The organism is Shimia sp. MIT910701 (assembly GCF_047126315.1).
Classification (GTDB): Bacteria; Pseudomonadota; Alphaproteobacteria; order Rhodobacterales; family Rhodobacteraceae; genus Shimia.
In genome coordinates, this window is the sequence record NZ_CP138953.1 from 2,838,307 (window position 1) to 2,863,396 (window position 25,090).

At 56.3% G+C, this 25,090-nt stretch carries 28 protein-coding genes and 2 tRNA genes; 20 read left to right on the forward strand and 10 right to left on the reverse strand.

Annotated features, from left to right (window positions below; all coding sequences use genetic code 11):
- Window positions 1-2 precede the first annotated feature (2 nt).
- Window positions 3-233, reverse strand: a complete 231-nt coding sequence (locus tag SIB38_RS13685; RefSeq protein WP_412550388.1) for a hypothetical protein — start codon at window positions 231-233, stop codon at window positions 3-5.
- 120 nt (window positions 234-353) lie between these two features.
- On the reverse strand, window positions 354-1,259 hold the full coding sequence (locus SIB38_RS13690) for a lysophospholipid acyltransferase family protein (RefSeq protein ID WP_412550389.1): 906 nt from the start codon (window positions 1,257-1,259) through the stop codon (window positions 354-356).
- A gap of 218 nt (window positions 1,260-1,477) precedes the next feature.
- On the opposite strand from SIB38_RS13690, the gene SIB38_RS13695 reads away from it, so the two are divergent.
- Window positions 1,478-2,182, forward strand: coding sequence for a cytidylyltransferase domain-containing protein (locus SIB38_RS13695; protein WP_412550390.1), 705 nt, complete (start codon window positions 1,478-1,480; stop codon window positions 2,180-2,182).
- Here SIB38_RS13695 and SIB38_RS13700 read toward each other — a convergent pair.
- Complete coding sequence (locus SIB38_RS13700) at window positions 2,179-3,507, reverse strand: 3-deoxy-D-manno-octulosonic acid transferase (RefSeq protein ID WP_294114660.1); 1,329 nt, start codon at window positions 3,505-3,507, stop codon at window positions 2,179-2,181. The genes SIB38_RS13695 and SIB38_RS13700 overlap by 4 nt on opposite strands.
- 60 nt (window positions 3,508-3,567) lie before the next feature.
- Window positions 3,568-4,707: a UDP-N-acetylglucosamine 2-epimerase gene (neuC, locus tag SIB38_RS13705; RefSeq protein WP_294114661.1), complete on the reverse strand. Its 1,140-nt coding sequence runs from the start codon at window positions 4,705-4,707 to the stop codon at window positions 3,568-3,570.
- Between the two features lie 160 nt (window positions 4,708-4,867).
- On the opposite strand from neuC, the gene SIB38_RS13710 reads away from it, so the two are divergent.
- Together SIB38_RS13710 and SIB38_RS13715 are read left to right on the forward strand one after the other, a co-directional pair.
- Complete coding sequence (locus tag SIB38_RS13710) at window positions 4,868-5,701, forward strand: hypothetical protein (protein WP_294114662.1); 834 nt, start codon at window positions 4,868-4,870, stop codon at window positions 5,699-5,701.
- Entirely contained in the window at window positions 5,698-6,516 is an 819-nt protein-coding gene (locus SIB38_RS13715; protein ID WP_294114664.1) for a glycosyltransferase family 2 protein, read from the forward strand. The genes SIB38_RS13710 and SIB38_RS13715 overlap by 4 nt, the downstream gene beginning before the upstream one ends.
- 28 nt (window positions 6,517-6,544) lie before the next feature.
- On the opposite strand, the gene SIB38_RS13720 is transcribed toward SIB38_RS13715, so the two are convergent.
- From SIB38_RS13720 to SIB38_RS13735, 4 genes are all read right to left on the reverse strand, one after another.
- Window positions 6,545-7,294 carry a glycosyltransferase family 25 protein gene (locus tag SIB38_RS13720; RefSeq protein WP_412552047.1) on the reverse strand — a complete coding sequence of 250 codons (750 nt, stop codon included), beginning with the start codon at window positions 7,292-7,294 and terminating at the stop codon, window positions 6,545-6,547.
- Window positions 7,295-7,299: 5 nt separating this feature from the next.
- Window positions 7,300-8,328, reverse strand: a complete 1,029-nt coding sequence (locus SIB38_RS13725) for an N-acetylneuraminate synthase family protein (RefSeq protein WP_294114666.1) — start codon at window positions 8,326-8,328, stop codon at window positions 7,300-7,302.
- 93 nt (window positions 8,329-8,421) lie between these two features.
- Window positions 8,422-9,120 carry a GGDEF domain-containing protein gene (locus SIB38_RS13730; RefSeq protein WP_294114667.1) on the reverse strand — a complete coding sequence of 233 codons (699 nt, stop codon included), beginning with the start codon at window positions 9,118-9,120 and terminating at the stop codon, window positions 8,422-8,424.
- A gap of 61 nt (window positions 9,121-9,181) precedes the next feature.
- Window positions 9,182-10,504, reverse strand: a complete 1,323-nt coding sequence (locus SIB38_RS13735) for an ATP-binding protein (RefSeq protein WP_294114669.1) — start codon at window positions 10,502-10,504, stop codon at window positions 9,182-9,184.
- Window positions 10,505-10,545: 41 nt separating this feature from the next.
- Between SIB38_RS13735 and SIB38_RS13740 the strand changes: the two genes are divergently transcribed.
- The 5 genes from SIB38_RS13740 to SIB38_RS13760 all read left to right on the forward strand — a co-directional run bounded on the left by SIB38_RS13740 (window position 10,546) and on the right by SIB38_RS13760 (window position 14,830).
- Window positions 10,546-11,460 carry an MBL fold metallo-hydrolase gene (locus SIB38_RS13740; protein WP_412550391.1) on the forward strand — a complete coding sequence of 305 codons (915 nt, stop codon included), beginning with the start codon at window positions 10,546-10,548 and terminating at the stop codon, window positions 11,458-11,460.
- Window positions 11,461-11,571: 111 nt separating this feature from the next.
- Window positions 11,572-11,646, forward strand: a tRNA-Asn gene (locus tag SIB38_RS13745).
- Window positions 11,647-11,941: 295 nt separating this feature from the next.
- Window positions 11,942-12,784 carry a peptidylprolyl isomerase gene (locus SIB38_RS13750; protein WP_412550392.1) on the forward strand — a complete coding sequence of 281 codons (843 nt, stop codon included), beginning with the start codon at window positions 11,942-11,944 and terminating at the stop codon, window positions 12,782-12,784.
- Window positions 12,781-13,791 carry a HupE/UreJ family protein gene (locus SIB38_RS13755; protein WP_412550393.1) on the forward strand — a complete coding sequence of 337 codons (1,011 nt, stop codon included), beginning with the start codon at window positions 12,781-12,783 and terminating at the stop codon, window positions 13,789-13,791. The genes SIB38_RS13750 and SIB38_RS13755 overlap by 4 nt, the downstream gene beginning before the upstream one ends.
- Window positions 13,792-13,864: 73 nt before the next feature.
- Window positions 13,865-14,830: a hypothetical protein gene (locus tag SIB38_RS13760; protein ID WP_294114673.1), complete on the forward strand. Its 966-nt coding sequence runs from the start codon at window positions 13,865-13,867 to the stop codon at window positions 14,828-14,830.
- Between the two features lies 1 nt (window position 14,831).
- Here the strand turns inward: SIB38_RS13760 and SIB38_RS13765 are convergent.
- Window positions 14,832-14,921, reverse strand: a tRNA-Ser gene (locus tag SIB38_RS13765).
- Window positions 14,922-15,027: 106 nt separating this feature from the next.
- Here SIB38_RS13765 and SIB38_RS13770 point away from each other — a divergent pair.
- The 9 genes from SIB38_RS13770 to SIB38_RS13810 all read left to right on the forward strand — a co-directional run bounded on the left by SIB38_RS13770 (window position 15,028) and on the right by SIB38_RS13810 (window position 22,312).
- On the forward strand, window positions 15,028-15,897 hold the full coding sequence (locus SIB38_RS13770; RefSeq protein WP_412550394.1) for a DUF2059 domain-containing protein: 870 nt from the start codon (window positions 15,028-15,030) through the stop codon (window positions 15,895-15,897).
- A 206-nt stretch (window positions 15,898-16,103) separates the two neighbouring features.
- Window positions 16,104-16,709: a 50S ribosomal protein L21 gene (locus SIB38_RS13775; protein WP_294114676.1), complete on the forward strand. Its 606-nt coding sequence runs from the start codon at window positions 16,104-16,106 to the stop codon at window positions 16,707-16,709.
- Window positions 16,710-16,731: 22 nt separating this feature from the next.
- A complete protein-coding gene (rpmA, locus tag SIB38_RS13780) occupies window positions 16,732-17,001 on the forward strand; it encodes a 50S ribosomal protein L27 (protein WP_209062735.1) in 270 nt (89 codons plus the stop codon).
- Window positions 17,002-17,085: 84 nt separating this feature from the next.
- The gene (locus SIB38_RS13785) at window positions 17,086-17,679 is read left to right on the forward strand and encodes a LysE family translocator (RefSeq protein ID WP_294114681.1); all 594 of its coding nucleotides are present in this window, start codon (window positions 17,086-17,088) and stop codon (window positions 17,677-17,679) included.
- Between the two features lie 13 nt (window positions 17,680-17,692).
- Window positions 17,693-18,232, forward strand: coding sequence for a GNAT family N-acetyltransferase (locus SIB38_RS13790; protein ID WP_294114683.1), 540 nt, complete (start codon window positions 17,693-17,695; stop codon window positions 18,230-18,232).
- A 4-nt stretch (window positions 18,233-18,236) separates the two neighbouring features.
- Complete coding sequence (locus SIB38_RS13795) at window positions 18,237-18,776, forward strand: GNAT family N-acetyltransferase (RefSeq protein WP_294114685.1); 540 nt, start codon at window positions 18,237-18,239, stop codon at window positions 18,774-18,776.
- A 54-nt stretch (window positions 18,777-18,830) separates the two neighbouring features.
- Entirely contained in the window at window positions 18,831-19,883 is a 1,053-nt protein-coding gene (gene obgE / locus SIB38_RS13800) for a GTPase ObgE (RefSeq protein WP_412550395.1), read from the forward strand.
- The gene (gene proB, locus SIB38_RS13805) at window positions 19,871-20,977 is read left to right on the forward strand and encodes a glutamate 5-kinase (RefSeq protein WP_294114687.1); all 1,107 of its coding nucleotides are present in this window, start codon (window positions 19,871-19,873) and stop codon (window positions 20,975-20,977) included. The genes obgE and proB overlap by 13 nt, the downstream gene beginning before the upstream one ends.
- Window positions 20,978-21,043: 66 nt before the next feature.
- Entirely contained in the window at window positions 21,044-22,312 is a 1,269-nt protein-coding gene (locus SIB38_RS13810; protein WP_294114688.1) for a glutamate-5-semialdehyde dehydrogenase, read from the forward strand.
- 71 nt (window positions 22,313-22,383) lie between these two features.
- On the opposite strand, the gene SIB38_RS13815 is transcribed toward SIB38_RS13810, so the two are convergent.
- Complete coding sequence (locus SIB38_RS13815) at window positions 22,384-22,980, reverse strand: histidine phosphotransferase family protein (RefSeq protein ID WP_294114692.1); 597 nt, start codon at window positions 22,978-22,980, stop codon at window positions 22,384-22,386.
- Window positions 22,981-23,009: 29 nt separating this feature from the next.
- Here SIB38_RS13815 and SIB38_RS13820 point away from each other — a divergent pair, with 29 nt between their 5' ends.
- The 3 genes from SIB38_RS13820 to SIB38_RS13830 all read left to right on the forward strand — a co-directional run bounded on the left by SIB38_RS13820 (window position 23,010) and on the right by SIB38_RS13830 (window position 24,930).
- Window positions 23,010-23,204, forward strand: coding sequence for a DUF3553 domain-containing protein (locus tag SIB38_RS13820; protein ID WP_294114694.1), 195 nt, complete (start codon window positions 23,010-23,012; stop codon window positions 23,202-23,204).
- Between the two features lie 122 nt (window positions 23,205-23,326).
- Complete coding sequence (locus tag SIB38_RS13825; protein WP_294114697.1) at window positions 23,327-24,106, forward strand: GNAT family N-acetyltransferase; 780 nt, start codon at window positions 23,327-23,329, stop codon at window positions 24,104-24,106.
- On the forward strand, window positions 24,103-24,930 hold the full coding sequence (locus SIB38_RS13830; RefSeq protein WP_294114699.1) for a lysophospholipid acyltransferase family protein: 828 nt from the start codon (window positions 24,103-24,105) through the stop codon (window positions 24,928-24,930). Before SIB38_RS13825 ends, SIB38_RS13830 begins: the two co-directional genes overlap by 4 nt.
- Window positions 24,931-25,090: the final 160 nt, after the last annotated feature.

The following is a 25,090-nucleotide window of genomic DNA, read 5'->3' on the forward strand; positions in this document are numbered from 1 at the left end:
GGTCAGTTCGCGCGTAGCAGAGAGTTAGACGCGGACTTCAGCATCCGGTCCGTGTTGAACTCAAACTCCACTTCCAGAGCTTCAGAGCCTTTGGCTTGAACCTTTGGCTTTGGCGCAACTCTAACCACATTCGCCGGCTTCTTCTTTGCTCCGAGGTTTTGCTGACGTATCAGCTCCCACAGGCGGGCATGACGGGACGGCGCTGCGGCCGCAGCTTGGGGCGCGTGATACATTGGATGTCTCCTTAGGCAGCTTGTGTGGCCAAAAGTTTGCAGAAAAGGCCACAGTTTAGCTATGCGCGCCGCCTGTGGTCAAAGTGGCGCGCAAATGTGGAGATTTTGGGGAATTGCGCTTTAGTTGCCGCGCGCCCGGTCCTCGTCTGTGTCATTGCCGGCGTCGCGCCACCGATTATGAGTCCACATCCACTGACCAGGGTGACGACGCACTATGGCCTCCAAGCTGTCATTCAGCCTTTGGGTCATTTCCTGCGCATTTGTGTGGGGAATGGGCGCTTCGGTTTCGATCACAAAGCTGCCATCTGGTTGTCGAATGCCGTAACAAGGAACCAAGTCCACTTTGTACTTTAAAGCCAATTCAGCAGCGGATTCCGCCGTGCGAGCTGGTTTCCCCATAAAATCATAGATGGGGGCTTCATTAATACGCTGGTCGTGTACGATGCCGACAAACCCACCGCCACGCAGGTGCTTGAGCATATTGGACATGCCGCGACGCCCCCGTTCGAACATCGGTTCACCAAAGTCGGCCATGGCAGCGACGTAGTGTTCGTTGAAAAAGGGGTTCGACATACGCTTATAGAGAACACCAATAGGCATGCCGCGAGACAAGAAAGATCCGCGCACAGCTAGATAGTTGCCAAAATGCCCAGTCACCAACAGCGCAGCTTTGCCGTCTTTATGTGCCTGCTCCAATACTGCGTTGCCGGGGCCCTCAATTTTCGCAGCCGCCGCGCGTTCTTGAAACTCTTTTCCGGAATAGGTCTCCATCAGCATGCGGCCCATCGATTGTGCCACTTCATGTACGATTTTCTCGCGGTCTGCTGTGGAAAGCTCGGGCATCGCCAAATCAAGGTTGGCGCGGATGCGACGACGGTTGCCAGAAAGCGGTGCCAGAACGTGGTCCGCCAACCAGGCCACTGTGTTCATACGTGTATCGTAGGGTAATTTGAGCATCAGGGACAAAAAGCCCCGAATGACGGCGTCGCTCAGCTTGTAGCCAAAATCGTTCTTGGAAGTGCTCATATGCTGCCTGCGCCCTGCATGTTCTACATCAATGTGTCGCGCGATACTTAAGTTTCAAAGACCAGCGGCGCAAGCGGGATGCGGCAAATTGCGATTGCACCACCGCGGGGTGCGTCGTAACACCAAGGGAAAGCCCTGTCCGGCCATTATGCGGCTGTGTTGGGTGACACTTAGCTCGAATGGCGTGCTTTTGCGGTGCGTGAAGAGGGGAACGACACATGATTCTTGGACACATTGGCGCGCGCAGAGGCTCCAAAGGCGTGCCTGGCAAGAATTTTCGCGAAATTCAAGGCAAGCCGCTGATAGATTGGTCTTTGGATATGTTGTTTGCACATCCGAAAGTAGACGCTGTTGTGGTCTCGACGGACGATGAAGAGATTTACGCGCATGCAATTGCGAAAGGCGCTTTGGAGATTGGTTTGCGTCCTGCGGAGCTGGCAACAGACACTGCGCCGAAATGGGGGGTATGGCAGCATGCGCTGGAGGCCAGTGAGCAGGCGTTGGGCCAACAAGTCTCTGCGTTTTTGGATCTGGATTGCACAAATCCATTGCGGGTTCCAGAGGACATAACTGGGGCGTTGTCTCTGTTTGAAACCGAGAAGCCGGACATGGTGATGAGCGTGTGTGAGGCACGAAAAAACCCATATTTTAATTTGGTCGAGCCAGATGAAGATGGGGCGCTTCATGTCTGCAAAAAGCTGCCGGGTGGCGTTTGGGCGCGCCAGTCAGCGCCCAAAGTCTATGAACACGTCGGCTGTGTCTATGTGGTGGCACCGGAATATCTGCAGACAGCAAAGACCATTTACGAAGGGCGGGTTTTGCCGTTTGAAATCCCCTCAATTCGGGGGTTCGATATCGATGAGCCGCATGATTTTGGGCTGGTGCAGTACCTGCTTGGCGAGTTGAACGCAGGTCGTCTTTAATTATGTGATTTCGCTGCTGCGAGCGCGTTCGGGATCGCTTGCAGCAGTTTCTGCGTGCCGCCCGCATGGTCCTCAAAGAATGCGTTGATTTCGGCCTCAGATGGTGTGAAATCTCCTGAAAGCGCCTCAGCTAAAGCAGCTGCATCAGCTTCTGCACAGGCTACGCCGGCGGCCTTTGCCTCTTCAAAAGGGTACTCGATCGTCCAGGTTTCCGGTCCGGTGATCACCGGTTTTTTGAGCGCCAATGGCTCGATGATGTTGTGCGCGCCCGCCGGGACAAAACCGCCGCCCACCACAGATTTGTCGGCCATGGACAGATAGAAATACATCTCTCCGAGACTGTCGCCAAAGAAGATGTCGGGTTGCGCGTTGGGGGGAGGGGTGTCCGTGATGGCTTCGGCGGAAATGGCTTTCGGCAAAGCGGCGGAGCGGCGCAGAACGTCAAAACCTTCAGTGACCAGCATGTCATGAATTTCGTCAAACCGCTCTGGCCGACGAGGGACGTAAACAAACAATGGTTTGGTGGCTGAAGTTGCTAGCATCTTCTTCATCGTCGCGATGTAAAGGGCGTCTTCGCCTTCCACGGTGGAACCAAAAGTCACAACCGGTCGCTTCGAAGCCCCAATCCAGTCACGCGCTACTGGGCCGGCCGCTGTCAAGTGCGGCGGAATGGGTTGGTCAAAGCGCAGTTCGCCGGTGACGTGAATGTTAGGCACGTTGACGGCGGCAAAACGCTCCGCTTGCAAGTCAGATTTCACAAAGGCCCCCGCAAACTGGGCCATAACAGCAGAGCGCAAGCCAAATGACTTCTGGTCTTTGACAATGGACTTGGAGGGGTATTGCGCGTTGCACATAAAGAGAGGCACACCCGCACGTTTGGAAGCCATCACCATACGCGGCCAAATTTCGATCTCCATCACAAGGCCAAACTTGGGCGCGAAGGTTTTGAAAAAGCCGCGAAACGCCCAGGAGGTTTCCAACGGTACCCAGACGCTTTGAAGCTGGCCTTTGGCGATAGCTTCGGCAAACACCGTTTGGGTCTCACGACGGCCTGCCGGAGTGAACTGTGTGACCACGACCTTTTCACCCCGGTTCAAAAACGCTTCGATCAGCGGTACCGCGCTGCGCAATTCGCCCAGCGATACCGCATGCACCCAGACGGCTCCCTGCATAGGTGTTTTATAGCGGCCAAACCGCTCACTCAGATGTTGACTGTAGAGTGTATCCTTGCGGCCTCGGCGTCGTAGGTAGGCAAGAACCAGCGGCAAGAAGAGATGCCACAGAAGCGACCAGAGCCCAAGAAAAGCTCGTAATTTCAGGGGCATGGGGGTGCATTCCTAACTTGCAGGGCGCCGAAGCGCAGGATGGGCAGTATAGATACTGACCTATGTGAGATCATGAAAGGCTTTCTGCAAACCTTGGGTCCAGAAGCTCGCTTCCTGCAGGGTTTCCACAAAACGTTCGGCGGCGCGACCTTCCCCAAAACCAGTATGTGGCACGTGGCGGTGGCCCCATTCCTTCGCAAGGAATGCATCAATAGAGGCCCGGTCGTTGGCGGCGCAGTTGAAGACGGAGCCGGATTGTGCGCGGTTGGTTTGGCGGGTGCCAATGTCCAGAGAAGGCAATCCAAGAAACGGCGCCTCGCGTACACCGGCAGAAGAGTTGCCCACCATGCAGGCCGCGTTTTTCATCATCTCAGAGAAATGGTTGAACCGCATCGACGGGAATTGACGAAAACGTTCGGCGGGCAATCTGTCGAGCACCGCAAAAATATCGTCAGACCCTGGATCATTGTTTGGTGCGATCACAATGAAGTTGCGCCCCGAGGCCTCCAGCGCATCAAACAAGTCCTGTGCCTGCGCGCCCATAGTGGCCTGCTCCGAGGTCACGGGATGAAAGGTTACCAAGCCAAAATCATCAAAAGCGATGTCGTAGCGGGCTTTGACGTCGTCCAAGGTCACACCAGATGCACCGGCATGGAAATCCAGCTCTGGGGAGCCAATCACGTGGATCGCGCCTTCCGATTCGCCCATTGCCATCGCGCGACGCTTGGCGTCTTCCGAGCTGACAAAATGGTGGCTGGCCAGTTTAGTGTTACAGTGACGATAAATTTCATCAATTGTGCCAGACACTTCACCGCCTTCGATGTGAGCGCAGGGGATGTAGTTTGTCGCAGCCACCAGCGCACCCGCAAGGGCTTCGATCCTGTCCCCGTGCACGACAACGAGGTCAGGGCGTGTCTCTGTCACATAATCTGAGAACCCAGTGACGGTCTTGGCCAAAACAATGTCCTGTGGATCGCCTGGGCGCTGATTGAGAAACTCGTGCTTGGTGACGCCCGGCATGCGATGGACTTCAATTTTGGTGCGCCCATACCGTTCCAGCATATGCATGCCGGTTATGAAAAACGAGACGTCAAAACCAGCGTCGCGCGTGGCGACTGCAAGTGGCTCCAGCTTGCCAAAATCGGCGCGGGTGCCAGTGAGGAAAAGCACGCCTTTGGCTTGGTCTGATGATGTGGTCACCTGCGTCTCCCGGACAGTGAGCGAGGTGGGGCGGGCCCGGATCACATCGCCTTTTGATCTGTTTTCCAGGAATTTAAACGGGGGATTTGGGGAAAACAAGATAGCGTTAGCTGTGCGAGGCTGCTGGACTTTTGGGGGGCTCAAAGCTAGGAGTCGGGCCATGCGCAAAGCCGTGTCAGTGTGCGCCAATGTCACTTGGAAAGGTCGACAAATGAACCGGGTCATTTTGACAATGAAGTGGGGCACTTTGTACTCCGCTGAGTACGTAAATGTTCTCTTCAATGCGGCGAAGGCCAATTTGGATGAAGATTTTATTTTTGTGTGCTTAACAGATGACCCAGAAGGCATTGATTCTGACGTTGTGACACATCCAATTCCCGAAATTGGTCTGCCTCAATCTGCCTGGAAAGCGGGAGCCTGGCCAAAGCTTTCGGTGTTTGTAAGCGACTTGTACGGTTTGAAAGGTCGGGCTCTGTTTATTGATCTGGATACGGTGATTTCAGGTGATTTGTCTGAGATGTTCGCGTTTCCTGGGGCATTTGTTTGTTTGGATTCTCGCCCGTGGCGTTACAAATCCGGTCCTGCGCGAACTGGGACTGGCATTTTTGCATTCGATATTGGGGAGGTCGGTCAAGTTGTAGATCACTTCGTGGCAAATATGGATGAACACCTGGAACGTTACGGGAATGAACAAGATTTTCTGCATGGAGAGTTCGCGGACCTGGGATACGGTGAAATAACGTATTGGCCGGATGCATGGCTGCAAAGTTTCAAATACCATTTGCGCCGTCCGCTTGTTTTAGACCGTGTTCTGCACCCACGAGCGCCGACTTCAAAAATCTTGTGTTTTCACGGCCGACCGCGTCCGATTGATTTGATCGATCCCCCAGTCGGAAATTGGGACAGGTTTCCACACTACGGACGAGGTCGTGTACCATGGATGGTCGACTATTGGACTAAGTATGGCGGCGTTCTCAAAGGAAAAGTGCAATGACACGTCTAGTGCTTTCCTTGACAACTATTCCACCACGGTTCCCATTTGTTGGTGAAAATCTGTCGCACCTGTTGGAACAAACCGCAGAAATTGAGGCAATCAACCTTTACGTTGCGCGAAAGTATAAGCGCTTTGAGTATGATTTAGAGGAATTACCCAGAGTACCCAATGGGGTCAACTTGCGCATTGTTGATGAAGATTTGGGGCCGGCAACAAAGGTTCTTCCCGCCGCTCGCGAGTACCGAGGGCAAGATGTTCACATTCTTTTTTGCGACGACGACAAACTTTATGATGCAACTTGGGCGCAGCGTTTTGTTGATGCCGCCAAAACCCACCCGGACTGCTGTATTTGTGAAGAAGGTGGCCATTTGAACGCGCCGCACTACGCAAACGATGGATGGCAAGGAGAGCGGAAACCACGCGCCGGTTTTATCGAGAAGGATGTTAAGTATCGACTGAAGCGGGCGATGAGTTTGGGGCGGTGGAAGCCGTCCAAAGCCAATGCTTCCGGCTACGTCGACATACTTGAGGGCTGGGGAGGCGTTTTGGTTCGTCCCGAGTTCTTTGACGAAGAATGCTATCACATCCCAGACGTACTTTGGACTGTAGACGATGTGTGGTTGTCCGGGTGTTTGGAACGCCGGGGAATCCCGATTTGGCTCAATACTGAACGAAAAGTGCGGTCGTCGGGACACAATGTAAATCTTCGAGGGGACTCCTTGGCGAAGCTTGTTCACGAAGGTCATGGCAGAGTTGAAGCGAACCGTGCATGTATAGAGTACTTCCGAAATACCCACGAGATTTGGCAAAACTAGGGTTTTGACCCCGGTGTTTCGGGAACGCCTAAAAGAGCATTCGATTTCTAAACAACCACCAAAAACGCCGTAGATAATTTGCAGCTTTCAAACGAAAATGCGGCAAGCGTTTGGTCCAATGTGGTTTTTTGACTTTATTGAAATCTGCTCCGGTTATGGTGGAAACGCCGCCATCATCAGGATGACTGGCAAACGGTTCGAGACCAATCTGACGGTAGTCATGACGAAAAAACCGGTTCAACTCGTGATCCATGGCGCGCGTTTGCGGCCAGATATTGGGCAGTAATTTCGCTGCCAACTCTCGGGTTATCAAGTAACAGGCGTTCCCGGTAAAGGGCCCGATGTACGCATTGAAACTATAGCCGTTTTTGGTGCCCTGGCTGACAGGCATTTTAGCGCGAATGCAATTGAAGCGAATGAGATCCCAGCGCGACCGCTCGGATAAGGCCGTCTCCAGGGCACGCAAAAAGTCGTCGTGAAAGACAACGTCGTCTTCCAAGATCAAAGCGACCTCCTTGTCACTGGCCAAGAATGCCTCCCAGACACCCACGTGACTGGCATAAACGCCCATCTTTCCTGGAAGTAGCGGTTGCCCCATATTGCGCGCATATGCAGTAGAATCCACGCGCTGTGCTAACTCGTCCGCTCTTTCCTTTCCGTTTACCGCCTCAATCAAAGTGGCCTCGATCCCCAGCTTAGTAAGCTGAGACATCATGGTTATACGCCTGTCTGAGTCTTTGGGCAGATTGATCAACCAGACGCCGAGATTTTCAGGCACCGCACTCAAGAAAGATCGCCCCACTTAAGCTGCGTGTTGCGCGTGACAGCTCTCGTAAGGGTTTTGCCCACCACTTTGTCAAAGTCATAGCCGGGGATCTCGCCGGAGCCGGGACGGCGCGCCCAGATGTCTTCTTCCCCAATCACGTGGCCGGCTGGGAGATCTTTGTCTGCCACCACAGAGGCGCGAGCAAAGGCATACACAGACTCTTCGGCCTCAGTACGCTGTTTCGGGTTGTTGGCGGCAATCCAGATTTCACGGGAGCGTTCGATGATGTGGCGCAGCTCGGACGGGTCCATCGAGTTGATGATGTCCGGTCCTTGGCGATACCGCGTGTCGGTGTAGTGCCGTTCCAGAATACAGGCCCCCAGTGCCACAGACGCCAAGGCCATTTCCGGCCCAATCGAGTGATCCGAGAAGCCCACAACCGCGTTTGGAAAGGCGTCTTTCAGGTCGGTCACACCGCGCAGAGAAACGATCTCAGGTGGCGACGGGTAAAGGTTGGTGCATTCCAACAGCGCATACTCAATGCCAGCGTCTTCGAGGATCGCTACAGATCGGCGCATGGTGTCGATGGTCTGCATGCCTGTGGACAGGATCACCGGTTTGCCAAAAGACGCGATGTGGCGGATCAGGGGCAGGTTGTCCGCCTCGCCGGAGCCAATCTTGTAGGCAGGCACGCCGGCGTCAGCCAGGAAATCTGCAGCGCGGCGGGAAAAAGGCGTGGATATGAAGATCATGCCGAGCTCTTCTGTATAGCGCATCAGCTCCAGCTCCTCCTCAGCAGACAGCGCACACTGCTCCATAACTTCCCAGATCGAGACATCCGCATTGGGCGGGAAAATCTCTTTGGCTTCGTCGGTCATCTCGTCGTCGACAAAATGCGTCTGATGTTTGACCATCTCACAGCCGGAGAGGGCGGCAAGGCGCACCATCTCTTTGGCAACAGAAAGATCTCCGCCGTGGTTGATGCCAATCTCGGCGATCACAAGGGGAGGGTGGTTGGGGCCAATTTCGCGGTTGCCGATGCGCATGACTCATCCTTTTTGTCGGTCGCCTGTGTGACACGACAGCTATCCGTTCCGCTTCTGGCTGTAAAGTTGTGCCGGCGGCAAAGCGCCACGCGTTTAAGCAGCGGTTTTCACTAGATTGCAGCCTGCTGTCTTGGCAGCATAAAGCGCATCATCTGCCTCTTGCATGGCAGCCTGAGAATCGTTGCCATCGCCAATATGGCCAATGCCGATGCTGACCGTGACCGGGATCTTGCTGACGGACGTGCGGATCGGGGTGCGCGCGACTGTGGCTCGCATCCGCTCGGCAATATGCGCGGCGTCTTTGGGGGAGGTATTGGGCAGAAGCACAATGAACTCTTCACAGCCAAACCGCGCCACCAGGTCATCCCGACGGGTGTTGTTGATCAAACGATGAGCGGTCTCTCGCAGAACAATGTCCCCAACAAAATGCCCATGGGTGTCGTTGATCGCGCGAAACTGGTCAATATCGATCAGCAGAAGGATGGACGAGGTGTCTGGCGCAAGGGATTGCAATTTATCAAAAAAATACTGCCGGGTGACTGTCGATGTCAGAGAGTCGTGATCGACAGCATGTTGCAGTTTCTGCGACATTCGATTCAAGTGCATTATCATGCGACCGCCCAATAGAGCTGGCAAGGGCGTCACAACTGCGGGCACTGCAGCCGCAAGAGCCAAACTGCGCGAGCTTGGCGTGACATCAAACACCAAAACCGCCAGCGCCACGCACAAAAGCACAGCCAAAACAGTCCACCCGAAGGCAAAAAAGGCAAGATGGGCTCGGGTGCGGATCATCGCGGTCTCACGGCAAAAAGGGAGGTCTCTTAAGACTTAGCGGGTCGGCGCTAATTTTCCTTTAAGCGGAGGGTGCATTTGAACGTCCCAAAACGAGGTCTGCGCGCAGCCCCCCAAGACGTTCACTTTCGCCCAAACGCAGGATGCCGCCATGGGCGCGGGCCACGTCCGCAGCGATCGACAGCCCCAATCCCACGCCCATGCCTTTGTTCTGGTTGCGTCCGGGTTCCAAGCGCGCAAAGGGTTTGAGAGCTTCTTCGCGCTGTTCCGGAGAAATGCCAGGCCCGTCGTCTTCAATGCGCACGCGCAGATAGCGGTCGGTGATCTGCACCGAGACTTCCGCGTGATTGGCGTAACGCACGGCATTGCCAATTAGGTTCTCGATCGCGCGGCGGACGGTCACAGGGCGCAGCGACACCATGCCGTGGCCGTCAACTTCTTGCAGCGTCACATCATCGCCTGCACGTACAAAATCCTGCACCACATTTTGCACAAAGCTCATCGCGTCGACCTCTTCGCTGTCGTCCTCATAGGCGCCGCGCGCGAAACTGAGAAAGGCGTCCAACATGCGCTGCATTTCTTCGATGTCGCGCTCCAGCGGTTCCCGGTCCTCGTCTTCCAAAAGCGAAACGCCAAGCTTGAACCGGGTCAGAGGTGTGCGCAGGTCATGGCTGACCCCCGACAACAACAGGGTGCGCTGTTCGATCTGCCGCTCGATTCTGGCACGCATGTCCAAAAAGGCACTGCCGGCGGCGCGCACTTCGACTGCGCCGCTCGGCGAATAGGATACGCTTTGCCCACGCCCAAAGGCCTCTGACGCCGCAGCCAGTCGTTTGATAGGGCGCAATTGGTTGCGCAGATATAGATACGCCACAAAGGTCAACAACGCACCAAAGAACACCATGTTTACAAAGAGCTGGTGGGAATTGGCCGCAGAGACCCGACGACGGTCAAAATGCACCCGCAGATTGCCATCGGCATGCTGCATAAAGAGATAGACTTGGCCTTTTTCGGCAAGCTCAACGGCAGTAACACCGGGCAAGTACTTTCGAAATTCACGTGAGATGATGAAGGCTGAAAAATCATACCAGACCCGCGTGTCTTTGGTTGGCAACTGCTCCACAAAGTCCACGCGCATATCCAACGTTTCCAGCACGATGGGTAGGGCGTCCGGCACCTCGTCTTTATGCTCCACGCCTTCGAGCACCAAAAGCACTTCACGCGTCACAGCGCGGGTCATCTGCTCGGTCACACCCTCAAAATGCCGAGTTATCAGGCCAAAGGACACCACAAGCTGCAACAGCACCACCGGCAAAATCAGGATCAGCGCGGCCCGGCCATACAGGCTGCGTGGCATATAGCGTTTGAGCCACTGAAAGAACATGCGTACACCTTGCCGAAAGACCACTGTCAGAGAGGAAGACCATGGACGCGCAGATGATGGCTTTCAACCCCGAACCAGGGGTTGCGGTGGCGTTGGAACCCAAGGTGCGGCGAATCCTTGCGCCCAACCCGTCGCCTATGACCTTTCGGGGTACAAACACCTACCTGGTGGGCACGCGAGAGTTGGCCGTGATCGATCCCGGGCCGGAAAGCGATGCACATTTGCAGGCCATTCTGGAGGCGTTGGAACCCGGCCAGTCCATCACGCACATCTGTGTCACCCATGCGCATCTGGACCATTCCCCTTTGGCTGTGGCGCTCTCAGCGCACACCGGCGCGCCGATTCTGGCTTTTGGTGGCCCGGAGACCGGGCGGAGCGCAGTCATGCAAAGACTGGCCGAGTCGGGCCTTGCTGGAGGCGGGGAGGGCGTGGATGCCAGCTTTGCCCCGGACGTGGTTCTAGCAGAGGGGGAGGTGATCGAAGGGCCGGATTGGGCGCTCGAAGTGATTCACACCCCAGGCCATTTTGGCAACCACATCGCTTTTGGGTTTGAAGACATGTGTTTTGTTGGCGATCACGTGATGGGCTGGGCCAGTTCGCTGGTCTCACCGCCGGACGGTGATCTGACTGACTTCATGGCGTCATGTGAAAAACTGCGGGTGCGGCCTTGGCGGGTTTTCCATGCCGGCCATGGTGCACCCATCGAGACCCCAGCGGAGCGGCTGGATTGGCTGATGGCACACCGAAAGTCTCGCGAGGCCGAGATTCTATCCTCGCTCCAGCGAGGCCCGGCGACCGCCCAGGCTCTTGCGGCCTCGATTTACAAAGACACACCCGCCGCTCTGCTGCCTGCCGCTACCCGGAACGTCTTTGCACACCTCGTTGATTTGCAAGGAAAAAGCCGAGTTTCGTCAACCGTAGAACTTAGCGCAGAGGCGATTTTTGAACTTCTCTAAAATTTTTTCGTCGAAATTCAAAAAACTTCGAAAAAGCCTCTGGACGTCCCCGAAAACCATAGTTATACCCCGCCACATCTTCAGAGACACACTCTGACAGACACAAAATGTTCCGGCGTAGCTCAGCGGTAGAGCAGTTGACTGTTAATCAATTGGTCGTAGGTTCGATCCCTACCGCCGGAGCCATAAAAAGCCTCTAACCTCAACGGGTTGGAGGCTTTTTTGCTTGTCGGGTTACGCAAAAACAGTTTCAACAATGTGGGTATTTGGCGTTCAGGATGTGCCTAAGGAGCGGGTCTCCGAACGTCTTGCAAGACCTCTGTACAGATCGCTTTGGTGCAGAGTACAGTCGTTATTTGAAGCTTGCCTGATGAGTTGAGGCGCAGACGGCACTTCTTTGAAAAACCTTGATTTTCATTGCATGCAGGTTTGAAGTTGCGCGAGAGTTTCTGCCGACCTGTCACAAATTAGAGACCTGAGCATGGCTTTATATAAAGAACCTTTTTTGCATTTCGCTGCCTTGGGCATTGCCATTTTTGTTTGGTTTTCCGTGCAGCAGCCTGCGGAAATCGCAGAACCTGAGGCAGATGAGATTGTGGTCTCCGAGCAGGTGTTTGCGGCTTTGGCGTCACGATTTCAGGCGCAAATGCAACGTGATCCCACGTCGGACGAGGCACAGGCGTTGATGGATCAATATGTGCGGAGTGAAGTTCTGGTCCGGGAGGCGCGGGCGCTTGGCCTAGACAGTGGGGATGGGGTTGTGCGCAACCGTCTTGTTCAAAAAATGGCGTTTCTTATGACTTCTGCGGCGCAGTCGGCGGTGCCAGAAGACGCGGTTTTGCAGCAGCATTTGACCAACCATGCCGAGAAGTTTCAAACGCCGGCAATGGTGAGTTTTGAGCAGATTGGCCTGAAGCCTGGCACGCCTTCGGAAGAGATCGAGGATTTGCTGATTGGCTTGAATGCGGGTGAGGCACCACCTGAGGAAGGGCTGTCTTCGCTCTTGCAACGCTCCCTTTCCAACGCGGGGCTCAATCAAGTGGATGGCTGTTTGGGACGCGGTGTTTTTGCGCAACTGGAAGCCTTGCCTGTGGGGCAGTGGGCAGGTCCTGTAACCTCCGGGTACGGTCAGCATGTGGTTCGCGTGATTGATTATGTACCGCCGCAAACACCGGATCTGGCCGATGTGCGAGATCTGGTTCTGGCAGATTGGCGCAGCGCGCTCGCCAATGATTTGCGTGAGGCGCAGGAGGCCGCTCTCATGGAAGCCTACACGGTCTCGCGCCCCACTGTAGATACCTTGCAAAACTGGATTGGCCAATGATCCGATTGCGGCATTTTCTGTTTCTGGTCAGCTTGTTGCTGACTGTTGGCAAGGGTGGAGCGCATGAGCTCGATCCCGGGTATTTGGACATCCGCGAAGTCGACGGCGGCGTCTACACGATATTCTGGCGCAAGCCGGATGTGCGTGGTCTGCCCATGGATATTGACGCACAGCTACCGCCAAGCTGCACGCCCAACGTTGGTCCTGAGGTGGTGTCCGATGGGGCGGGCTGGCAAACCCAGTGGACGGCGCTGTGTCCGGCAGGGCTGCAAGGACAAGCGCTGGAGATTGCAGGATTGGATCGTCAGAACACCGACGTCCTGGTGCGCTTTCAACCTTTGGATGGCATCTCATCCACCACGCGCCTCACCGCAACACAGCCGCAGTTTGTGATCCCGCATGCCCAAACCAAACTGCAAGTGGGGTGGACCTACGCTGTGTTGGGCTTTGAGCACATACTGGAAGGGTGGGACCATCTTTTGTTTGTCTTTGCACTGGTCCTGTTGATCCGCAGTAAGTCCCGTCTGATCGGTGCAATCACAGCATTCACAGTGGCGCATAGCATCACGTTGGCGCTGGCCGCGCTGGGGCATGTGTCCATTCCAGGCCCGCCAGTGGAGGCGATCATTGCTCTGTCTGTGGTGTTTCTGGCCATAGAAATTCTCAAACGAGACGATACAAAATCGCGGCTGTCAGAGCGTGCCCCTTGGATGGTGGCCTTTGCTTTTGGGCTTTTGCACGGCCTCGGTTTTGCCGGTGCTTTGCAGGATATCGGTCTGCCGGAGGTGGACATCGCTTTGGCTTTGCTGACCTTCAATCTTGGCGTTGAGGCCGGGCAATTGGCCTTTGTGGGCGTGATCCTGGTCACTATTGCCGTACTGAGGGTGCTGATGAAGTCGGTGGATTTGCTGTCTTACCAACTGGTCAGTCGCGCCAATCTGGTGGCAGGCTATGCCATTGGCAGTGTTGCCACATTCTGGTTGGCGGAACGGATTTATGGGTTTTAGCGGGCAGGCTTTGTCGGGTTTTAGGCGCTCTATATGTGCGGCAATTATTGCGGCGTTCACGGCGACACCTGCCGTGCCTTGCGCATTTCATGGCTATGAACCCAAGCCCACGTTGGTGGAGCGTTTAATCAACGCTGACCAAGTTGTGCTGGCGCGTCCAGGGGCTGCAACACCGTTCCGATTTGACGTCACAACGCAATTGCGCGGGGATGCGCCGTTGGGGGCTTTGCCATTTCTGGTCGACAGCACCACACGGCGATTGATGCGGCTAAAGCCACAGGCACATGTGCTCTTTGCCCGTGACGCAGACACCGAGGTCTGGCATCGCCTCGCCACTGTGGATGCGGAAATTGATCCGGTGATGCACGACATCTGGAGCGCGCTGCCGCACTGGCAGGACGACCCGGCCATGCGGGCAACCTACTTTTCCAAACTTTTAAACCATCCCGACAGGCGGTTACGCGAACTTGCGCTGAGGGAGCTTGATCTTGCGGCCTACGGCACGTTGCGCGAACTGGATATTGACGTCGACGCAACTGCGTTGCGGTCGCAACTTGATGTAATCACTGAGATGGATCTGCGCGCGATCCGCATTCTTTTGATGGGCTTTGCTGCACCTTCGGCGGATCTTTCTGCGTTTCTTAGAGACAGGATCACCAAGGGCGTGACGCATGACAGCGACATGTTAGGCGCCTATGCGCTGAGCTTGATTGCGCTTGAAGGGCAGGGCGGTCTGCGCTGGTTGGCGGACAGGCATCTTTCCAGCCCGCATAACACTTACAACACTCACAGTGCGATGGTGCAGGCGTTGGCCATGCACTTTGAAACCGGCGACTCCGCCTTGCGTGAAACGATCGAGGAAATTTTGTCGGTGCGGGTGCTTTTTGACCTAGACCTAGCATATGTTGTGTCGCTTCAGTTTTCTGCCATCGCCGCCAACGCGGGGCTGGAGGTTCCGGAGAGCGAACTGGACGAAGATCCCTCATTGGAAGCCCTCAAGGCGATTGAGGTCAGCAAGTTGATTCCATTGCAGAATTAAGTGGCGGAGAGACAGGGATTCGAACCCTGGGTCCCCGTGAAGGGACAACGGTTTTCGAGACCGCCCCGTTCGACCACTCCGGCACCTCTCCGTCCGATAGACCGTGGTCTTGGTGAGGGCGTCGTTTAATCGGGATTGTGATGTGGCGCAAGTGGGATTTGCATTGTTTTGTGCAACAAATGATTTAGCTTAACCCCATGCAAAAGACTTCTGCCCGCGTGGCCCCGTTTGATGTTCTGAAAAACCAGCTGCTCTTGTTGGTCCTGTCGGCTATGACCTGCCTGTTTGCGCTGGTCTCGATGGCGCAGGCGGCCGATCGCGCCAATGTCGAAGCTTTTTTGAAAGTCACCGGCTTTGATGTGGCGATTGACTCGATCGCATTGTCGGCAACCTCCGCGCCGGACCTTTTGGGGATGAACCAGGGGGACTTCGGCGCGCAATGGACCACTGTCGCGGAAGATGTGTTTGACACCAAACTGATGCAGAACCGGGCGCTGGATATCCTGGAGGCCACGCTGGAGGATGATCTTCTGGCGCATGCGGCGGCTTTCTATGCCTCGGATTTGGGCCAGCGTCTGGTGGAAGTAGAAAACAGCAGCCACATGGCGGACGATCAAGAAAAAGAACTGGTTGGTAATGCGATGCTGGCTGATCTGGAAGCCAAAGATGATCCGCGGATCGATCTGTTCCGCCGAATGAGTGTGGCGATAGACCCAAATGACATCGGCCCGAAGGCGATGACTGAAATTCAGGTGCGCTTCATTTTGGCTGCTTCTTACGCCGGGGTGATTGATTTGCGCACCGACGAGGACGGGCTGCGTGCGCTGCTGAATGAGAACGCCGAAGAGATGGCCGAAGTCATTGAAACCTCTTCGCTGGCCAATGCCGCATACACCTACCGGGATTTCACTCTGGAAGAACTGGTGGAGTATACAGAGGCATTGGAGCACCCCGACATGATGACCGTGTATGAGTTGATGAACGCGGTGCATTTTGAGGTCATGTCCAACCGCTTTGAGGCTCTGGCCTTGCGCATGGGCGACATTCAGCCAGTGCGGGACCTCTAAGGCGTCAGACGCCCTTAAAAAACGGGTTGACTTAAAAGGTTTTCCACAGGATAAGCGCGCATCCGGCGTGAAGTGTGCACTTTGCGCCTGATTTTATTGTAACACAGCCCCTAAAAGGGGCGCGCTGTTTGAGGTGGCATCTGCCAAAACGCCGGAGCTTACGGGCAAAGGGACCGAAGGACGCGACAAGATCGAAGGAATAGGACATGTTCGCAGTCCTGAAGACCGGCGGCAAACAGTATAAAGTACAGGCAGGCGACGTCCTGCGTGTCGAAAAACTGGCTGCAGACGCTGGCGAAAAGATTCAATTCAACGAAGTGCTGATGCTGGGGGGTGACTCCACCGTGGTTGGCGCACCTTTCGTTGAAGGCGCAGCCGTGCAGGCAGACGTGATCGACCAGATCAAAGGCGAAAAGCTGATCAAATTCGTGAAGCGTCGTCGTAAGCACAGCTCCAAGCGCACCGTGGGCCACCGTCAGAAACTGACACTGGTTCGCATCACCGACATTCTGGCCTCTGGCGCAGACAAATCCGGCGTAAAAGCCGCGATCGGTTCGGGTTCCGTTTCTGCGCCTGCAGAAGCCGCTCCAGCCAAGCCTGCGAAAACTGCTAAGAAAGCCGAAGCACCTGCCGCAGACGCAGCTGCAGACGATCTGACCGCCATCAACGGTGTTGGTCCGGCCGCTGCCAAAAAGCTGGTAGAAGCAGGCATCTCCACCTATGCTGCTCTGGCAGCGGTGGACGCAGAGACTTTCGAAGGCACCAAAGTGAAGCCTGAGTGGGTTGAACAAGCCAAAGAACTGGCGAAGTAAGAGACTATAGGAGACTAACGATATGGCACATAAAAAAGCTGGTGGTAGTTCCCGTAACGGTCGCGACTCCGCAGGTCGCCGTCTTGGCGTGAAGAAATACGGTGGCGAGAACGTCATCCCAGGCAACATCATCGTGCGTCAGCGCGGCACCAAGATGTGGCCGGGCGAAGGCGTTGGCATGGGCAAAGATCACACCATCTTTGCAACCGTCGACGGCAACGTGAAATTCCACAAAGGCCTCAAAGGCCGCACCTTTATTTCGGTTCTCCCGGTGGCGGAGGCCGCTGAATAAGCCGAACCCGTAAAGGTTATGAGACATACAGGGGGCCGGCTGACAAAGCCGGCCCTTTTTCTTTTTTGAGTTTTGAGATCCGACATGAGCGTCGCTGTGATCAGTTTTAGCGTTTTTGCCGCAAGTCAGGTGGGTACACCTGGACCTGCGAATATGGCGCTATTGGCCACCGGCGCGCGGTTTGGCTTTAAGGCAGCGCTGCCCTTTGTGGTTGGCGTGGCTTTGGGCAAACAGCTGATCATCTGGCCGATCGGGTTTGGTCTGATGGAACTGGCCGAGGCGGTGCCGGAAGTCTTTGCAGCGCTTAAGTGGATCAGCGCCGCGTACATTTGCTGGCTCGCCTGGAAAGTCGCCAATTTGCGGCTGTCCCCAGACAGTGGCGAGAGTGAACAGCCGCCCGGTTTTGCTGCCGGTCTGCTGGTGCACCCGCTCAATCCCAAAGCCTGGGCCATGATCGTGGCGGGGTTCACAAATTTTGTCACACCCGCGACACCTGCCTTGCAAGCGACAGCGACCATCGCCATCTGCCTATTGGCGGCACAGGTGGTTTTTCATCCGATCTGGACCTACGCCGGAGACCGGATCGCCCGCACTGTGGCTGGCAAGCCCGCGGAAAAATATTTGATGCGCACTTTGGCTGCTTTGACAGTGGCTTCAGTGCTTTATGTGGTTCTTTGAGGAGGAGACCGCGATGAAATTGGACACCATCGTCAATCAGCCTGTTATTGAAGCAGAGCGTTTTGTTTTGCGCCCGCTGCGCCGGTCTGACCAGGGGCTGATCGAGATGCACACCGCGGATCGGGAGTTGGCGCGACTGACCGCGTCGATCCCGCACCCTTTGCCGCCGGGCTATATCGAAGCCTTTATCAACCGCGCGCAATCCGACGGACGTGTTCAGGACGTTTGGGCCTTTGACGGTAGTGCGGATGGCCAACCTGAAGTCATGGGCCTGATCGGTTTGACCCGCATTGATGAGGGGCAGGTCGAGATCGCCTATTGGATCGGCAAAGCCTTCCGCAACACTGGGTTGGCCTCAGAAGCGGTCCGAGCGATGATTGCGGCCAACCCGCTCAACAGCACAACGATCTTTGCCTCAGTGTTTCAGGACAACCCGGCCTCGGCCCGCGTGCTCACCAACTGCGGGTTCCAGTACCTTGGCGACGCCGAAAGCTTCTCTCTGGCGCGTGATGCGACTGTTCCAACCTGGACGTATAGTTTGAAACTGGATTGATGCGATGGACATCAAAACACAGCGGCTGGTTCTGCGCCAACTCTGCCCAGACGACGCTGGTTGGATTACAGAAGAAATCGCCAAGCCTGAGGTTCACCAATGGCTGACCTCGGTGCCTTGTCCTTTTCAGCGCGCACATGCCCGGGAGTTTATTGCGAGTTTTGCTGCTGAACCCGGCGCACGCATCATCGTTGAAAACGGTCGTCGGATCGGCCTGGTGTCAGTAAAACCAACCTCGCAATCCGCTGGGGAAAATGAAACTAGCCCGGAACTTGGATATTGGCTGGTGCAATCGGCTTGGGCGCGCGGGATTATGACAGAAGCTTCTAGCGCGCTAATTGATTGGTACTTCCAAAACTTCGACCAATCCGTAGGGTCTGGTTGGGTTGAGGGCAACGCAAGGTCAGAACAGGTTTTAAGTAAACTGGGCTTTATTCCGACGGGAGAAACGCGCCCTGAACCGTCACCCTTCAAAGGCGCTGACGTGCCGGTCGTGCGCGCAGAGCTAACCAAAGCGGCCTGGGCCGCCCGACATCATCCTTGAGAACCTCGCAATTCCCCGTTATTCGGCTGGAAACGCAAACCGAAAGTGACCTCTATGAAATTCTTAGACCTTGCCAAAGTCTACATCCGTTCCGGCGGCGGCGGCGGGGGCTGTGTGTCCTTCCGGCGCGAGAAATACATCGAATACGGTGGCCCTGATGGCGGGGACGGCGGCAATGGCGGCTATGTCTGGGCTGAAGCGGTTGAAGGGCTCAATACCCTGATCGACTTCCGCTATCAGCAGCACTTCTTTGCCAAAAACGGTCAACCCGGCATGGGCAACCAGCGGACCGGCAAAACCGGGGATGACATCATCCTGCGCGTACCAGTAGGCACCGAAATCCTCGACGAAGACCAGGAAACCGTGATTGCCGACCTGACCGAAGTGGGGCAGCGCGTGTTGCTGGCAAAAGGCGGCAACGGTGGCTTTGGCAATCTGCACTTCAAGTCATCTACCAACCAGGCGCCACGCCGCGCCAACCCGGGTCAGCCGGGGGTGGAGCGCACCATTTGGCTGCGACTGAAGCTGATCGCAGACGTGGGCCTGCTTGGCCTGCCAAACGCAGGCAAATCCACGTTCCTGGCGGCCACCTCAAATGCACGACCCAAGATTGCGGATTATCCCTTCACCACTTTGCACCCCAACCTGGGTGTCGTGGGTGTGGATGGCGTTGAATTTGTGGTTGCCGACATTCCCGGCCTGATCGAAGGGGCCAGCGAGGGCAGGGGCCTTGGCGATCTGTTCCTTGGCCACGTCGAGCGTTGCGCCGTGCTTTTGCATCTGGTGGACGGTACCTCCGGCACGCTTTTGGAAGACTACAAAACCATCGTGCAGGAAATCACCAACTACGCCGACATTCTTGCGGACAAACCCCGGGTGACGGTGCTCAACAAGATCGACAGCCTGGACGCGGAAGAGCGGGAATTCCTCAAGGAAGAACTCGAGGCCGTGGCTGGTGGCGAGGTGATGCTCATGTCCGGTGCCAGCCATGAAGGCACCACAGAGGTTCTGCGGGCTTTGCGGGCGCAGATCGACGATGACCGCTTGCGCCAGAAGATTGAAGAGGCTGAAGAAGCCGAGGAGGAAGAGGCGCCGTGGCAACCCTAAGCACTGCAAAACGGGTTGTGATCAAAATCGGGTCGGCACTGCTGGTTGACCGGACTTCTGGACTATTGAAAGATGCGTGGCTGAAGGCCTTGGCCGAAGATGTCGCCATGCTCAAGGCGCGTGGCACCGATGTGGTTCTGGTGTCGTCCGGCTCCATCGCCTTGGGCCGCGGTGCGCTCAAACTGCCCAACGCGGATCTGTCTCTGGATCAATCCCAAGCCGCCGCCGCCGTGGGTCAAATCCGCCTTGCCCGCGCTTACGAAGAAGCGCTTGCGCCTTATGAGATAACCACCGCGCAGGTTCTGGTCACGTTGGAAGACAGCGCCAATCGCCGCCGATATCTCAACTCCCGCGCCACGCTGGACCAGCTCCTGACTTTGGGCGTTGTACCTATCGTGAATGAAAATGACACGGTGGCGACTGATGAAATCCGTTATGGAGACAACGATCGACTGGCTGCACAAATCGCACTGACCACCGGCGCAGATCACCTGATCCTGCTCTCGGATGTGGACGGGTTCTATTCCGACAACCCCATGACCAACCCCGACGCCAAGCGCTTTGAGGTGGTCGAGACAATCACGCCAGACATCGAAGACATGGCTGGCGAAGGCGTGTCTGGATTGTCCAAAGGCGGCATGATCACCAAGCTGATGGCGGCAAAAACCGCCACTGCGGGAGGTTGCGCCATGGCAATCACCGAAGGCTCTGCGCTGCGCCCCATTCAGGCACTCGAAGAGGGGGCCAATGCCACGTGGTTCCTCGCGCAAGGCACACCCCAACTGGCCCGCAAACGCTGGATCACCTCGATGAAGCCGCAAGGCACCCTTGTGGTGGACACTGGCGCAGCGAATGCTTTGACGTCCGGTAAGAGTCTCTTGCCCGCAGGTGTCACCACTGTGAATGGGGACTTCAGCCGCGGCGATCCAATTGAAATCCGCGATGCTTCCGGCCACCGTTTGGGGCAAGGGCTGGCTGCTTACTCTTCCCACGAGGCCGACAAAATCAAAGGCCGTCACAGCCGCGACATCGAGGCGCTTCTGGGATACCCAGGCCGCGCCGCGCTTATTCACAGGGACGACCTCGCCCTATAGGTTTCTTCTAACGACCAATATCCTCGCCGAAGGCGAATTTACCAACCCTAGCAAAGGACTGAGACGATGAAAGACATCGCAGACATCCCCGCCCTGATGGCCCAGATTGGCGAGAACGCCAAAGCGGCAAGCGCGGAGCTGGCCTTTGCCCCGCCGGAAACCAAACGCGCGGCGCTGGAAGCGGCGGCCGATGCCGTCTGGTCCCGCCGCAATGAGATCATCGAAGCCAATAAGAAAGACCTCGAATTCGGCCGCGACAAAGGCCTCTCGGATGCGATGATGGACCGCCTGATGCTGGACGAAGACCGTATCCAAGGCATCGTCACCGGTCTGCGGACAGTTGCGGCGCAAGATGATCCCGTTGGCGAAGTGCTGACCGAGTGGGACATGCCTTCGGGCCTCAACATCCGCCGCGTACGTACTCCGCTCGGTGTGGTTGGCGTGATTTATGAAAGCCGGCCAAACGTGACTGCCGACGCCGGCGCGCTCTGCCTGAAATCCGGCAACGCGGTGATCCTGCGCGGTGGCTCAGAGAGCTTCCACAGTTCCGGTGCCATCCACGCTTGCTTAGTCGACGGTCTCAAGTCTGTAGGACTGCCGGAAGAGTGCATCCAGCTTGTGCCCACCCGTGACCGTGCGGCTGTGCAGGAACTGCTGACCATGGTTGATACTGTGGATGTGATTGTGCCGCGCGGCGGCAAAGGCCTGGTGGGTCTGGTGCAGCGCGAAGCCCGCGTGCCAGTGTTTGCGCACCTCGAAGGCATTGTGCACATCTACATCGACAAAGATGCCGATCCGAAGAAGACCCTCGATGTGGTCCTCAATGCCAAAACCCGGCGCACTGGCATTTGCGGCGCAGCAGAGTGTCTTTTGATCCATCAGGACATTGTTGACGGCCTCGGCACCGAGGTGCTCACACTTCTGGCGAAAGCAGGCGTCATGCTGCATACGGACAGTGGTCTGCCAGTGGTCGAAGGCCGCACCACGCCCGCAACCGCGGACGATTGGGGTAAAGAATACCTCGACATGGATATCGCCGCCAAAGTGGTTTCGGATGTGGACGCGGCCATCGCGCACATCCGTCAATTTGGCTCCAACCACACCGACTGCATCCTGACCGAGAATGACGCCACCGCGTCGCGCTTCTTTGAGCGTCTGGATAGCGCCATCCTGATGCGCAACGCCTCCACGCAGTTTGCCGATGGCGGTGAGTTTGGCATGGGCGCGGAGATCGGGATTGCCACCGGCAAGATGCACGCCCGTGGCCCGGTGGGCGCAGCACAGCTGACAAGCTTTAAATATTTGGTGGAAGGCGACGGCTCGACCCGCGCTTAAGCGACAGGGAAATCAAAAAGAAAAGGGCGCCACCATCGGCGCCCTTTTTTGCTTTTTCTCCTGATGGCCGTTTAGAACGTCACTTCCAGACTCATGTCGGTGAGTTGCACCCCAAGGCTTCGGCCCAACAGCTTGGCCCCCTCTGGTAGCAGACCAAATTGAACCTGTGCTGGGACCAGATCGGCGGGCACCTCGCCCTTGCCAACCGGATCCCAAAGCGCCGTGTCCGCGCGCAGTTTTTCGCTTTCCGCCAAAAGCAACCACTTGTCGCCTTCTTTGGTCACGGTCACCGTGCCGCCAAAGGGCATCGAGGTGTCAAAACACATCAAGGTCAAAAACGCGAGGCGAAGTTCGGAGCGGGACACAGCACCCTCGACTTCCCAATAGGTGGACACGCGGGAGCTCGCAGCCAGGCCTTGAATGATCGACTGAATCTCGGCTTCGCCCACCATCTGCGCATCGCTTGGCTGTCCAAAGGCCACGCGGAACAAACGGATGCGGGCATTTGCGTTGCTCACGCTGTCAGAGATCATTTCCATTTCCGGGCCCTTGGCGTCGCCGGTTAACGCGATCAATTCCAAGCCGTTTCCAATCGCGCCAACGGGGCTGATCAGATCGTGGCAGATCCGCGACCCTACCAATGCTGCGAAATCCGTATTATGTGACATGCAACTTTCCTTTACTGCATGAGCGCCCGATGAGCGATCTTAACTCTGACCTCAACGCCTTCCTCGAACCTGGCATGTTGGTGACGCACCCAAATCAGCCCGAATGGGGCGTGGGGCAGGTTCAGTCCAACATTCGCGGCAAAATAACCGTGAACTTCCGAGAGGCTGGCAAAGTTGTAATCGATGGTACGCGTGTCCTGTTGATGCCAGCCACAGAGACGTAATTTGGTTAACAATTAGTGCACGAGTGGTGGAAATCGTCAACAGATCAGTTGCTTGGCAGGTGGTTGATTTCCGCCGATGTGCCCAATAAAACGCCTTCAAACAAAGAGGATACCGCCGCCTGATGAGCGCGCATACCCCGGATTTTAAGGTTAAGCTCGCTGAGACCGAGGCGGAGCTTCAAGCTGCACAGCGGCTGAGGTATCGTGTGTTTGTCGAGGAACTGGGCGGATCAGGCCCGCTGGTGGATCACGGGGCACGGCTGGAGAAAGACCAGTTTGATCCGTATTTTGACCACCTGATCCTGAAGGATCTGGCTCTCTCGGTGAACCCAATGGATCAGGTTGTCGGCGTATATCGTGTCCTGCGTGATGATGCAGCGGCTAACCTTGGCCGGTTTTACTCTGAGGATGAATATGACCTCAGCGTTTTGAAGTCTTCTGGCCGTAAGCTTCTGGAACTGGGGCGCTCCTGTCTGCATGGAGACTATCGTGGCGGGGCGGCCATGTTTCACCTCTGGAACGCGCTTGCTGGCTACGTGGCGGAACATGACATCGAAGTGCTGTTTGGCGTGGCGAGCTTTCATGGCACCGACGTGGCTGCCTTGGCGCAACCTTTGTCGCTGCTGCACAACCGCCACCTTGCACCGGAGGACATCCGCCCCCGTGCCCAGGCGGATGTGTTCCAGGCCATGGACCTCGTACCTGAGGATCACATCGATCGCCGCGCGGCCATGTTGGCTGTGCCGCCGCTCATCAAAGCTTATCTGCGCCTGGGCGGTTTTGTGGGTGAGGGTGCCTACCTCGACCATGCCTTTAACACCACGGATGTTTGTCTCATTCTGGATACCGCCCGCATGAACGAGAAAAACCGCGCGCTTTATACCAAGGAGCGCAATCTGTGAGCGTTTGGGAAAGTGAAGAGGGCTATCCGGAGCCGTTGAAGCTGGGATTTTGCGGCGTTCTGCGCGCCATTCTGCGCGGACTTCCTTTGGCGCTACTCGTGTTTGGGTGTCTGCTGCTTCTGCTGCTCCTTCGCCTGGTCGAAAAGCCTCTGTTTGGCCTACGTCGCCCCTGGACGCCCTTCATCACCCAGTTTGTTTGCCGAAACGCCTTCCGCTTAATGGGCATTCGCTTTGCCGTTCAAGGCACGCCGATCCGAGACCGTGGCGCTGTTGTGGCCAACCATTCCTCGTGGTTGGACATCTTTTCGTTAAACGCGGCGCAGCAGGTGTATTTCGTGTCCAAGGCCGAAGTGGCCAAGTGGCCCGGTATCGGCTGGTTGGCCAAAGCCACCGGCACTGTGTTCATCCGTCGTGACCGCCGCGAGGCCCGTGCGCAAAAACAGATCTTCGAAGACCGCCTTCTGGCTGGTCATCAGTTGCTGTTCTTCCCCGAGGGCACAAGCAGCGACAGCTTGCGGGTTTTACCATTTAAAACAACGCTCTTTGAAGCGTTCTTTGATCCGCGCTTAAAGGATTTTATGCTGATCCAACCGGTCACGGTGCACTATCAGGCGCCCAAAGGCGAAGAGGCGCGTTTCTATGGCTGGTGGGGTGATATGGACTTTGCGCCGCATCTTTTGTCCACCTTGGCCGCCCCACGTCAGGGGCGCATCGACGTGATTTATCACCCGCCTTTGAAGGTTGCAGATTACACCAACCGCAAGGCGCTGGCCAAATCGGCGGAGGACCAAATCCGCACAACGCTGAAAGAGCGCTTTGAATAATCGGTGTCGCCCTGCATTTAATGGGCGATACCCCCTTGCGCGCGGCCATTTCCTGCTGTAAACGCGCGCCATTCAAACCCGCAGGCGGGGTTTGGGTCGGGCAGGGGAGACATCCCTGCCAATCCGCCGGTTGGAGCTTCCTTATCTAAGGGCGCTCTCA